This window comes from Nostoc sp. DSM 114161 (genome assembly GCF_052692665.1).
This window is the reverse complement of the sequence record NZ_CP195141.1, coordinates 4747087-4759965: the sequence shown is the minus strand read 5'-3', so window position 1 is coordinate 4759965 and position 12879 is coordinate 4747087. Positions and strand designations below refer to the sequence as shown.

The 12879-nt window shown below is 39.6% G+C and carries 11 protein-coding genes; 5 read left to right on the top strand and 6 right to left on the bottom strand.

Features of this window, described 5'->3' with window-relative positions:
• Positions 1–364: 364 nt before the first annotated feature.
• Positions 365–577: a type II toxin-antitoxin system Phd/YefM family antitoxin gene (locus NSTC745_RS20490; RefSeq protein WP_445632579.1), complete on the top strand. Its 213-nt coding sequence runs from the start codon at positions 365–367 to the stop codon at positions 575–577.
• Between the two features lie 23 nt (positions 578–600).
• The gene (locus NSTC745_RS20485) at positions 601–984 is read left to right on the top strand and encodes a type II toxin-antitoxin system VapC family toxin (protein ID WP_445632578.1); all 384 of its coding nucleotides are present in this window, start codon (positions 601–603) and stop codon (positions 982–984) included.
• Positions 985–1234: 250 nt separating this feature from the next.
• Here NSTC745_RS20485 and NSTC745_RS20480 read toward each other — a convergent pair whose 3' ends face one another.
• The 4 genes from NSTC745_RS20480 to NSTC745_RS20465 all read right to left on the bottom strand — a co-directional run bounded on the left by NSTC745_RS20480 (position 1235) and on the right by NSTC745_RS20465 (position 7447).
• A complete protein-coding gene (locus NSTC745_RS20480; RefSeq protein WP_445632577.1) occupies positions 1235–4039 on the bottom strand; it encodes an ATP-binding protein in 2805 nt (934 codons plus the stop codon).
• Between the two features lie 241 nt (positions 4040–4280).
• The gene (locus NSTC745_RS20475; protein ID WP_445632576.1) at positions 4281–5393 is read right to left on the bottom strand and encodes a histidine decarboxylase; all 1113 of its coding nucleotides are present in this window, start codon (positions 5391–5393) and stop codon (positions 4281–4283) included.
• 250 nt (positions 5394–5643) lie between these two features.
• Positions 5644–5790 carry a ribbon-helix-helix protein, CopG family gene (locus tag NSTC745_RS20470; RefSeq protein ID WP_445632575.1) on the bottom strand — a complete coding sequence of 49 codons (147 nt, stop codon included), beginning with the start codon at positions 5788–5790 and terminating at the stop codon, positions 5644–5646.
• A gap of 799 nt (positions 5791–6589) precedes the next feature.
• On the bottom strand, positions 6590–7447 hold the full coding sequence (locus tag NSTC745_RS20465; RefSeq protein ID WP_445632574.1) for an SDR family oxidoreductase: 858 nt from the start codon (positions 7445–7447) through the stop codon (positions 6590–6592).
• A 172-nt stretch (positions 7448–7619) separates the two neighbouring features.
• Between NSTC745_RS20465 and NSTC745_RS20460 the strand changes: the two genes are divergently transcribed.
• The 3 genes from NSTC745_RS20460 (at position 7620) to NSTC745_RS20450 (ending at position 10929) form a co-directional block, all read left to right on the top strand.
• Positions 7620–9683 carry a hypothetical protein gene (locus NSTC745_RS20460; protein ID WP_445632573.1) on the top strand — a complete coding sequence of 688 codons (2064 nt, stop codon included), beginning with the start codon at positions 7620–7622 and terminating at the stop codon, positions 9681–9683.
• A 142-nt stretch (positions 9684–9825) separates the two neighbouring features.
• Positions 9826–10065, top strand: a complete 240-nt coding sequence (locus NSTC745_RS20455; RefSeq protein WP_445632572.1) for a hypothetical protein — start codon at positions 9826–9828, stop codon at positions 10063–10065.
• 45 nt (positions 10066–10110) lie between these two features.
• Positions 10111–10929, top strand: coding sequence for an SDR family NAD(P)-dependent oxidoreductase (locus NSTC745_RS20450; protein WP_445632571.1), 819 nt, complete (start codon positions 10111–10113; stop codon positions 10927–10929).
• A 131-nt stretch (positions 10930–11060) separates the two neighbouring features.
• Here NSTC745_RS20450 and pnuC read toward each other — a convergent pair whose 3' ends face one another.
• Positions 11061–11720 carry a nicotinamide riboside transporter PnuC gene (pnuC, locus tag NSTC745_RS20445; protein WP_445632570.1) on the bottom strand — a complete coding sequence of 220 codons (660 nt, stop codon included), beginning with the start codon at positions 11718–11720 and terminating at the stop codon, positions 11061–11063.
• Between the two features lie 65 nt (positions 11721–11785).
• The gene (locus NSTC745_RS20440) at positions 11786–12805 is read right to left on the bottom strand and encodes an AAA family ATPase (RefSeq protein ID WP_445632569.1); all 1020 of its coding nucleotides are present in this window, start codon (positions 12803–12805) and stop codon (positions 11786–11788) included.
• Positions 12806–12879: the final 74 nt, after the last annotated feature.

The window sequence follows — 12879 nt, the reverse complement described above, 5'->3', positions numbered from 1 at the left end:
AAAGGTCGGTCTAGAAGGAAATGTTTAGTATAGCCTGCCGCAACTGAAGCAGCATAGGGATGCCATTCACTATTTTTACTCGCGTCTGCAAAATCACAAATTGCTCTAATAACTAAATATACTACATCAATAAAATACGGAACTACAGCAAGTAATTATTAGGCGGCATCAAGCAAACTGTTGTTAAATGCAACAAAGTAAAGGCATATCGAAATTACTTTTACAGATCGCTGGTATAATCATCAATTCTTGAGTTATGCGATCGCTTCACTCAACCTCCTGCAAAGCAGCTTGTTATCAGACATCGCACTAAAATTAAATTAGACAATGTATTATCTCCAAACTACCACGCTGAAATACTCAGATGCAAAGAGTCACAGTTCATGAGATCCAACAAGATCCTTTGAAATACCTGAATCAAGTTGAGGCAGGTGAAAGCTTTGTTATTGTCCAAGCAGATAAATTAATTACTGAATTAAAACCAATTACAACTACCAATAAACAGCAACGCCCATTTGGTTTGTGTGCAGGAGAATTTACGGTATCTGATGATTTTGATGCAGCTTTGCCTGAATAGATTCTAAATGCATTTGAGGGCGGATGAAAATTCTCTTAGACCCCTATATATTTTTATGGTTTATCAGTGGCGATCATCAGCTATTAACAAATATTCGAGATATTCTTCGCGATCCAGATAACGAAATTTATCTTAGTGTTGTCTCAATATGGGAGTGTATTGTTAAATATAAATTAGGCAAACTACCATTACCAGAGTCTCCTGAAATTTATCTTCCCAAACAACGCGATCGCCATCAAATTACTAATCTTAACCTCGATGAAGGCAGCGTTACTCAACTTACAAATTTACCATTATTGCATAATGAACCTTTTGATAGAATGCTTATCTGTCAAGCTTTGCATCACAGTTTAACTATTACAACAGTCGATGCAAAAATCCGCGCTTACTCAGTTAACGTCATTTAAAATAGGCGATGCTGTCACTTAACCCAATCTACAACTAAGAGCGATCGCGATTATTTATAGTAATTTTGTACAGTTAACGATTTAGGTGCGCTAGGCTACGCCATAACACAACGTCAGTTGCTACAACGGAGGGAACCTCCGCAACGCACTGGCTCCCCTACAAATACTTAGATTTTTTCATAAATCAAATCGGAGTCTTATAAGATACTAAAAAATCATTTTGATATTTATGAATAAAACTAAAAAATAATTATTTATGTATTTTTTTTAAATCTCTGAATGGAAGATTAATAATAAATTCTGTACCTTCATTTGGAGAGGAAATACATTGTAACTTCCCTCGATGCTTTTGAGTAATTATTTGATAGCTAATAGATAAGCCTAAGCCTGTACCTTTTCCAACTGGTTTAGTAGTGAAAAAGGGGTCAAACAGTTGCTTTTGAATATTTTCTGGGATACCACAACCATTATCAGCAATAGAAATGATAACTAACTGCTGGTCAGCAATTAAGTTAGTACAAATGCAAATATGAGGTGCGTTAGTTATTTTTCCATTGTCCATCGATTCTTCTAAAGCATCGATCGCATTTGCCAGAATATTCATAAATACCTGATTTAGTTGTCCGGGATAACATTCTACTAGCGGTAAATTGCCGTACTCTTTGATGATTTTAATTCCTGGATAATTAGGTTTAGCTTTAAGACGATGCTCTAGAAGCATTAACGTACTATCAATACCCTCATGAATGTTTACCGCCTTCATCTGTGCCTCATCCAAACGGGAAAAGTTACGTAACGATAGTACAATTTCTGTAATTCTTTCAGCACCAACTCTCATAGAATTTATTAATTTTGGGAGATCTTCTATTAAGAAATCAAGATCTATAGCTTTTGCTTGCTTTTGAATTTGGGGTGCTGGGTTGGGGTAATATTGTTGGTATAGTTGCAGTAGTTTAAGTAAATCTTGGGTGTACTCATTAGCAGGGGTTAAATTACCATAGATAAAATTAACGGGGTTATTGATTTCGTGAGCTACACCTGCCACTAACTGCCCCAAAGAAGACATTTTTTCACTCTGCACCAATTGAGAAGCAAGCAGCTTTGCTTCTTGTTGTAATTCTGCTTGTGATTGCCGCAATTTTTCTTGTGCTTGTTTGCGTTTAGTAATGTCGTGGAGAATAACGACATATTCTTGAAAATCTTGATGCGGTCGGTCGGAGATAGAAACTTCCAAAGTGCTGACACCACCCTTGTGGAATAGGGTGTGTTCGCTTCGCTTTATCCATTGCTGTGGATATTCAGGTAATTCAGGTATCCATTTGCTGGGGTGATTTCCTAACAACTCAAATGGTTTGATATCAAAGATAGATTCGGTTGCTGGGTTTGCTTGCTTGATAATCCCTTGCTCATCCAAGACCAAAATACCATCTTGGGCAACAGTAAACAGGTGTTCGGCAGCTTCTCGCGCCTCAGTAATGGCCACTACCTGGGGTAAAGTTGTCCAACAGGCTATAGCTACTCCGACAAATGCCACTGCCATTAGTAGCACAACAAATAGATTTTCATCTGTAGCTTTGGAATCCGCGTTCAGTTTGGCACCAAATAACCAGCCTGTTGCGACTGCACCGCACACGAGAATAATTAGGATGCTTACCTGAAGTATGACTGAATCTTTAATGATTACTGAAGGGCGTGCGCGGTAATGTCGTCTCCACCAACTTAAATGGAAAGGTGCAAAGGTAACGTGGCGGATTAGTGCATCAAATCCTAGAATCCCAATGGGAAATACTAGACCAATCAGGAGATTTATCCAACCCCAGGCAAGACCTCCTACCAGTAGAACTGCAATCTCTACCACCAGAATGCCCAAAGATATGCGGGGAAACAAAACTTCTGGACGATTGCGCCCGAACCAAAGCCCTAAATGCAATAACATAAAGGCAGCAAACCAACCGATATTTCCCACTGCTACGATTCGCGCTATATCTGCCCAAATCAGATAAAGGGAGCAAAGCAGCAAAGTTAAGCTCAAAGCAGGCACAAACACGCCCCGACGTGACACAGCAGAAAATACTGGTGAAATATGGTTATCTAAGGCAAGCTGATACAGAATTCTAGGGCAATTAGAAACTACTGTTGCAGAACCTAACAAAGAAGCAGACACCAATAAAAACGTGACGTTAATCTCGGCCCATTGTCCCCAAAATGGTCTAGAAGCCGCCACAAGATTCAAGAACGCATTATCATTCAGACCTGGCGCTGTTGCTAACCGCATCATTACCCAAGACCCGCCTATAAAAATAGGTGGCATCATCCAAGCAGCAATATCTAGAAAGCGTAGCGTTTGGCTGGGATGGCGACTATCTGCGACAAAGGAAGAAGCCGTTTCACAACTGTAAGTAGCATAAGAAACGTAAAAGAACCACTTTGCCCAATCCACAAAGCTTAAGGATGACCAACTGTTAGGAAAAAACCCAGGACTAGCACTAGAGAAAGCTAACCAGCCCAGACCATGTACGCAAAAGGTAATTAGTAGCCCAAAGGCCGGAATCGCAAAAAACAAATGCAAAATACTCAGCGCACGAGTACCACTAAACGCCACTACAAACGGCAGCAGTGTAAAGCCAATGTCTAAGAATAATTTAGGACAGGCAATGCCTAGCGATTCCAAATTCACCTTAATTAAATCGGTGAGTACGAGAGTATTTACTGATAGGTAAGAAACCCAGTTAAGAAGGTATCCAATTGCAGCATAGCGCCCTAATCCAGGGTAACGTTTGAGCAAATGGCTGACATAGTTAGGCGTTCCTCCTGCCACATCAATAAAATACATTCCCAAACGCTTCACCTGATAATTGATCAGCATCCCGACAATGACAGCAGGTATCCAAACAAAAATAGCTTGCGAACCAAGAGCAGCATGAATCGCTGGAACCAATGCTACCCAGGAAATATGAGCTGTCAAACCGAAACCCCAGCTTTCAACAGCACTCAGGGTTCTAGTTAAGCGAGGGTATGAAGATTGGCTTACAGGTATATAGTCTTGTTTGGGCATGAGCGACTAGGGTTTTTAGTTAACCTTATGTAGAGTTTCCATCCGAAGATTGTTATTAACGCAGACTATTAGCCAAGAGGAATTATGAGCAATTTACAGAAATTTGACTTGCTGTTGAGATTGATTTGATAAATAATCTTTTAGGTCTAGCCGATATCAGCTTTTCTAAAATTGAAATCAAAAGCCAAATTCGCCAACAACATTGTCTGCTACTTATACTCTTGCTACTAGCGAATTATTTTTACCCTTTGCCTATTTTTGCTAAATTAAGTTGTTCTCTAGCAAGTTCCTCAACAAAATAATCTAGAAATTCAATGTAGTGATTCTGCATAACAACTGCGTGTGCATAATCTCCCCTTGCCGCAAGTTGATACTTTTTCACAAGACTATCTGAGGGTTTATCAAAAACAACTGTATTTGAATAAGGATTAAGCAATGGATTGAAGTCTCGTAACTTCAGTTGCGCGTACAAATGCTCTGCTTTGGCCACACAATCAGCTACTTCTAATGCAAAGTTGGAATGCCTTTTGCAGATTTCATACCATAGGCAAAGTGAAGTATGTCCGTTACGGCTACCTCCGATAGTCATATCCTGAGCGCCGAGATACTCAATATCAGATGCAAGAGCTTCAACCAAATGTTTCTTAGTAATAACAATGCCACAAGGGAAAGGGCAACCAATGAATTTGTGTCCTGAGATTGACAGCGAACTAATGGGTTTGTGGAAATCAATCCAGTGCGAACGCAAATAGGGAAGAAGCATTCCGCCTAAAGCACCATCAACATGGATATAGAATTGCCTAATCTTTTTCATCTCCAGAGCATTAAGAATCTGCTCAATATCGTCTATTGCGCCTGTAAAAGTAGTACCCAGGTTAAGGCAGATGATGGCAGGCAAATTAGGTACAAGCTTCCTATAGAAATCACTATAGTTCATTTCTTCTGAAGGAGTTTGTATCCCAATCTGGTGATAAGGAATTCTAAAAAACTTAGCTGCTTTGTTTACAGAGTAATGTGAAGCAGCCGAAGCGTACAAAATACCGTCAGGATAATTTTCTCTTCCCAGGAGTATTCCGTACAAGTTACCTTCAGTGCCACTGGTAGTTACATATCCCCACCAATCTTGAAGTTGGTATAAATTTGCAAAGAATTGTAAAACTTCTTTTTCAAAATCCCGTGAATCAATTCGATAGTGTGATTTGGTGAAGCAATCTCCGCCAAGATTATTAATTGAGTATTTAAGGAAAGGTAATAAGAAGGTATTATCATGTTTTAAATTGTAGGGATAGCCTAAATGAAACTGAGATGCTTCAGTAAGAAGCATCTGATACTCAGAAAGAAAGTCAATATCCATTTTTTTATTCCAATAATGTTGGTGAAGTTCAATTGTATTAAGCAGGCTGTAAATGCCGTAATAATACGCAGTCTATTTTTTCTGGATTGGCAAATTTTTGAGAAAATTTTATTATTTATGTCTAAGATATATTGATATTCAAAATTAAATTCCCTCTAGGAGTATGTACACAAAAATCTCTGAAACCTTTACTTTATAATTTAAACGTTTGTTTTTGTAACTAAACAATTTGCTAATATTCAGACTTTTTTTATTCGTCAACTATCAAAGAGCGAATTAACTCCCGAATTACATCAGTCGCTGGTCTACCTGACATTGAGCAATATTTTTCTAGCTTTTCTGCTTCACCTGATGTCAGGTTGATTGTAAGTCGTTTAACAGCCCATTTCTTATTCACGTACTAGACAAGTTATGTTTTGAAACTACTATCTTAATATCTATCATCTAAACTGTTACTGCAATGAGATAAATAATGATATTAAATTGAAGCAATGGTGAAGAATGTGCCGTGTATTCCTAAGTAGAAGTGAAGAGGTAAGTTATATTTGATATTATGAAGTTCCGCTGGTTTAGCTAGATAAATCGTGAATATAACGTAAAAATTGTATGAATGTATCTCAACACAAAAGTAAGTACTTAAATAAAATTTAACCGCTTTGCTATTTTACTTAATATAATAATTTTTTGAGACAAGGGAGTCAAACAGCAAGCGCACACTATCTCACTGGATAGTAAAGCCCTAAATCTGGGTATACTCTAGAAGATTTAGCTGAAAACTCTGGAAGAGGAAATTGACAGAATTGGGAGTTTACCCTTCCTGAAGGAAATACAGCAGATTTCAAGTTCGTGAAGTACAGAAATACCCCACCCGCGAAGACAGCGCACCCTCCCCGCGAGTTAGGCTACCGTGTACACACAAGTCTTCTAAAGTTGTGTCGCACGCTTTTGATTCCCCCAACCCCCCGATAAATTGCTATCCATTATAAACATCTTTCTTAACAAAGAAGTTGACAAAACACAGAAGTAATGTAGTGTCTAGAGCAAGAGCCGCAAGCAAAACAAAGTCAAATATGGAACAATGGATTACACAAGAACTAGAAAGAACAGAATTAGGTGACACCAGAAGAGGTTTACTTTATAAATCATCTCTAAATAATCAATCTTTAGCAAATTAGTTATGAATAAAGCGAGCCATTTTATGATGATAACCAGAACTGCTGATAGTCTTCAATATACTGCCGTATAGTCAGTGGTAATCGATCGAGCAACTGCTCTGTATCAGATGTGATTTTGCTTGCTAATCCTAAACGAGCAGTTGTGTAGATTGCTACCATTACTAAAATAAAGTCTATTGCAAACCCAGATGAGCGCATTTTTCGAATAAACTTTAACAACGAGGGATTATAACGTATCGGTTTACCTAAAACTGATGTAAAGATGTCTGCTACTTCGTAGTAAGTTAAGGCTTCGCTACCTGTAAGCGTATAGGCTTTTCCCTGATGTCTGTCTTCAATTAAAGTACGAACTGCAACAGCAGCAATATCCCGTATATCAATAAAACTTGTTTTCCCATTACCTGCTGGAAGAAGCAATTCACCGCGAGTTTTAATATCTTCTCGGTGTGTAGTATTAAGATTTTGCATAAAGAAGCTACACCGTAAAAAGGTAGCTTTAATACCCAATTTTTGAATATAGTTTTCAATCTGAGAATGTGGCACAAAAGGGTTGCTCTCAGCACCGAGTATTGAAAGGAATACAATATGCTTAACGCCTGCAAGTTTCGCAGCATCTAGGGCTGGAGCAATTTCTTTACGAATGTTAGCAAGGGCGGGCGGACGCACTAAAAAAAGTTTATTGACTCGAACAAAAGCATTTGCGAAGGTGTCAGGATTGGTAAAGTCGAACCGGACGCACTCAATATTGCTGCCTAAGATGTCTTTAGCAGTGTCTGGATTTCTCACTGCGGCACAGACATTACAATTATGGGATAGCAATAACCGAAGAACTTCTCGACCGACATTTCCAGTTGCACCCATCACTAAAATTTTCAGCATTATCGGCGATTCCTGTTAGTTCGTACTGAATTCAACGTGAATTCGATGTATGGGATTTTGACCCTTTTCCCCAGAAAACTACTCCTTTACTCAACCTGACATCATCTGTAAGGATGAAGCTTTTACTTTTATGCTCCGCTTCAATGTAACTGCATTGAGTAAAACTCGGACTATGAAAACTGACCCAAGTGTTACCATAGATACTAAGCCGCCTAAAATTGAGCCTCAAAAAAATAAATGGTGGACTATTGGTATACTCTTATTTTTAATTATTATTGTTGCTTTCTTGGCTTACAGATTAGAAATAGTTTTAGGTAAAACTCCCAGCCTAGACAAAACTTTTACACCCGTAACACAAGCTGCACCCCAAGAAATTGGGTCTTATGATGTGTTGGGGTACGCAATTAATAAAGAAGAAGCTACACGGTTATTGCAAACAGAAACAGGAAGCAAACAACTATCGCGAGAAAATGGCGCTTTTGCTGTTACAGAAGAAACATTGAAATTGGGACGAGACGCTTTTTATTCAGAAACTTTTGGCAATGAAATCTTCCAAACCGATGTAGTGGGAGCGCTGAATGGCCCGATAAATATGATAACTGTGGGTCAGGCGATCGCCAAACTCGCAGGTAAGCACACAACTAATTTGCAAATCCCCATCAATGAGGATGTGACAATTGGCGGACGCGCTTTCAAAGCAGGCACATTGTTAAATACAGGCTTAGACGTACCCGCCAATTCCCTTGTCCCCTTGGGTATGCGTGCCAGCCTGACTCAAGGTAAGCTGAGATTTGGGATTACCTGCGCTTTATGTCATGCCACACTTGACAGAGAAACCGGACGCATCTTAGAAGGCGCACCCAACAACGACCTTGACACGGGTTTAGTTCTGGCATTCGCTACCAATTCCGCAGCCATGTTTCGCCAAACAGATGTTAACCCGACGCAAATTTCAGCCGGAGAGCATACTTACATTAATGCTGATGGAGAAGAATCCCGCTTACCAGATACCAAAGCCGTAGAAGATGCAGTTGACGCCAAACTACTGACTTGGCCGCCAGGAAACTTTGATTCTAGCGGCACTCTAGTAAATAATCCCTCACAAATTCCCTCTTCTTATACTTTTGATGCCTGGCCTTATGGTTGGAGTGGCCATTCCGCCGTTGGTTGGTTTCACGGTTTGACTACCTTAAATAGCAACGTCCACGCCACAAACTCAGACGGCACAAATGGCGCTGATGCCAGTCAAGCCACATTGGGTATTGACAAAGAAACGTATTTAGGCGTGATTCTGCAAAATGCTGCCAATCCAGCGTTTAGATTACCCGAAGGCGCAAAACCATCAGAATTTTTTGACAAAATCGATCCCACCCCAGGAGAACCGGCAATTAACCAAGTGATTCGGATGCCTGGATATCCCAAAGGTTCGCCGTTTATGTTAGATGGGTTAATGGCATCTTCCCCAGGTTATCCCGTTGGCGACCAATTAAATGGTATGTCTGCTTGGCAAAATACCCTCGCACCACCACCGATTCAAATTAGCGATGTTGCTTCTTTAGAAAAAGGCGCGGCTGTATTTACTCGCGCTGGCTGTATAGACTGTCATAGCGGACGCTACTTTACTAATCATGATGTCATTGCTCAAAACGAGATTGGCACTCAACCATCACGCGCTCCGACATTAGCAGCATTCGCCAAGAACTTCACTAAAGCGCGAACCTACCCCAACAGCGTTTCTGTTCCCTTACCATCTAATCCGCCAGTGTTAGATGTTCCTATAGATATCACGCCACAGAAAGCACAACAGTTAGCTTTTGGTATTAATAATCCTGCCGGCGGTTATAAAGTACCAAGTTTAATTGGCTTGTATTTAACTGCGCCTTATTTACACGATGGCGGTGTGGCTGCTAGTGCTTCAGCACTCAAGCAACACGAACGGGACGGACAATTTGTGGTGGCAAATCCTCAAGAATTGGGAATGGCTGGTACATTAGAGCAAAATATTTTACCCGACCCAGAAGCCAGCCTGCGGGTGCTAGTTGACCGCAACCTTCGCCAAGCGACAGTTGCAGCTAACCAAGCTCATCGAGATTTGCAACAGTCCAATGTTGATGGTAGCGGACATGCTTACTGGGTAGATAAAAAAGCAGGTTTTACTACTCAAGAACAGACAGATTTAATTCGATTCCTGCTGAGTTTAGATGATGAGCCAGAGATTTTGCCGAGTTCGCGTTAATAGAATAACGTGAGTTCGATGAATCCTGTTTGCGTACATAAAACTCAGTAAAACCCTTATCCACAAAAAATTTGCGGTGCGTTACGCTGGCGCGATAACACACCCTACAATACTATTCCACACTCCCTTTTTTAAAACAGACATGGAAAGAGAAATTAAAGATTCAGATGGCATTACATGGACTTGCGTTCAAGCATTTTCAGGCGTTTCTGATAGTGCAGAAGCTAAAAATGCAGCTCAAGTCAAAGACGAACCAAATACCTATTGGGTTGTTTGCACTCCCAGTGGTGGCGCACAGTCTGTACGGCTAAAGCTAAAAGACAAATGGGAAGAAAATTACTCTGATGAAGAGTTACTTCAGGAAATTAAGAAAAAACAGTAACTAGCTAAAAATTCAAGCTCCACAGTCAACCGTCAACTAATCATTATGACTAATACAGTAATAATCACAGGCGCATCTCAAGGGATTGGCAAAGCGACAGCATTATTATTTGCGCGTCACAATTATAATATTGTGTTGGCAGCTCGCCAACTCGATCGCTTGGAAGCTACCGCTGCCGAAATACGCGAAATGGGACAAGAAGCGCTCAGCATTTCTGTTGATGTGAGAGATCCTTTACAAGTAAATCATCTGATGCAAAAGGCAATAGATCGCTTCGATTATATAGATGTATTAATTAACAATGCAGGCATATTTGGTTTAGGGCCTGTTGAAGATTTTAGCTTAGATGATTGGCATCAAATAATTGATACTAATTTGTGGGGTTATATCCATACTATTCACGCTATTCTGCCCCATTTTTTAGAGCGTGGCAAAGGAACAATTGTCAATGTTAGTTCTATCGGCGGAATAGAAGCAATTCCTTACCAAATTCCTTATACAACTAGCAAATATGCCATAACTGGGTTAACAAAATCGCTACACGCAGAGTTATCACCTAAAGGTATTCATGTTAGCGGTATTTATCCTAGTTTCATTAGGACTCAACTCATGGAACGGGCAATTTTTCGCGGTCAAGATGAGGAAACAGCTGATGCGCGTTCGGAATTGGTAAGCAAAGCTGTTCAGACTCCTGTATTGGAAAAGCCGGAAGATGTAGCCAAATCAATTTGGAGTGCAGTTAGCGATCGCCGTTCTGAAGTTCTTGTAGGTACGACAAAACTTTGGCAAACAATTTATAACATATCTCCTGGTCTGATGAAATCACTTTTTCGACACACCTTTGGTATGGAAGAACGTAAATGATATTGGCTTTAAAGGGAATAGGGAAGGAGGAATAGGTAATAAGTTTATTTTTCTGAAGAGAGACGCGATTAATCGCGTCTCTACCCATTCCCTACTCCCTATTTTCAAGCTAGATCTAATCTCTTTTTTAGTTAAGGCAACCTTCCAACGGAGGCGGACGTTGTTTTAAGCCAAGATATTGAGCCGTTGATTGCCATCAAAAGCAAAATTACGTAAAGTAAAGCAATAAATTTAACTTCTTTAACGTAATATAACCAAATGCCAATAATATCAACTACTATCCAGTAATACCAACTTTCAATACGCTTTTGTGCCATCAACCACATTGCAGTAAAACTCATAATTGTTGTGAGTGCATCCAAGTAGGGAAAAGAAGCTTTATCTGGAAATAGTGTTGGAAGTATCGTATGAATTTGACTCATAAATGCTCCCATTGCAAAGGAAATGGCTATTGTTATTGAAGCACTCAAAACGATTTTGCGTGGAGAGCTATACCTAACATTTAAAATTTTGCCATTAGCTGATTCTGGCGTACTCCATCGCCACCAGCCATAAATACTAACGCCTAAATAATAAACTTGCTCGATCGCATCCGAATACAAGCGGATTTGATAGAAAAGTACCATGTACAGTAATACGCTTACTATCCCAATAGGCCAAGTCAGAATTTTCTTTTTAGAAATTAGCCATACTGACCATAAATAAAAAATAGTTCCCAAAAGTTCAACATAACTCATGGGATAACCCACAACTTTTAAGGCAATATTATTAACGCTCCAAAACTCAAGCATATTACAACAAGGGACTGGGGACTAGGTGAAAAGTCTTTGTTTTGAAATAGGCTAGCTGGTAACTGCTATATTTTTAGAAATAAATCTAATAAATTATGATATTTTTGATAGTTAGATAATACGTTTTTGACAAAATTAATGCGTATATTTAAGTTTCCTTGCAGAGTAAAAAAAGGAATTTTTCTCAGAATTAAATCGTTTTTAATTTGCTTTTGAAATATACTCCGATTTCCTTCTCCAGAGCGATCCCAAGTATTATCATAGGGTATATCTGTATCACAAAGGAATACTAAATCATATCGCGATACAGCTTGATTTGCTAGTTGCGTTAACTCCAAAGCAACGGTTTTGTGATAGTACAAAGAAAATTGATAGGTTGTTAGGGCGTTAGTATCTGTAAACAAGTATTGGTTTGCTTGCAACAGTAAAGTTTCTTCACGTTCTAAATGCCCTTTGGCAATCTCGACAAGTTGAGAGAGCGAAAGCCGTCTTTCTATTTGATGTTGTTCCCAATATTCACGTCCATATTCTGGCATCCATACAGTTTTGTATTCTTTTGCTAATTGCGATGCAATAGTTGTTTTACCAGTCGAGGGAGCGCCTAGAAAAACAACATTAGTAATTAGATCGCGGTAAACATCAGGATGTAAATAATCCCGAAAAGCATAAGGGTTTTGTCTTACTTGCGTTCCTGAGACAGAGAAAGTTTTGCGATCGCTATCTACAAGTCGATTAACTGCTCCCAATGCTTGGCTTACGTGTTCGCCATAAAATTCACTAGAGTAAAAATGTGTAATTTTTTTTGATTCTAATTTTTTAAGGATATATTCTTCGTGCTTTTTCTTAATCTCAGGCGTATCACCAATTTCTGTTGGCCCATCCCACGCCTCAATCACCTCAATTGCGGGATAAAGTTTTCGCAGCCAGTTAGCCCTAACTGTTAAAGGAATGGCAGTCACTTCTGGACAATCATAAATTATCGCTAACACTTCATCCATCTCTGCTAAGGCCGTCTCGATCGCAAACTGGTGTCCTCTGTGGAGAGGAGCATATTTACCTAACGTGAGTCCGCAATTACCGGCCATAGTTTCGTTTTTACACCAGATTGCAAGTAAGTGAGGTACAACCAGGACTGTTTCTAACTTCTACCCCCTGCCCC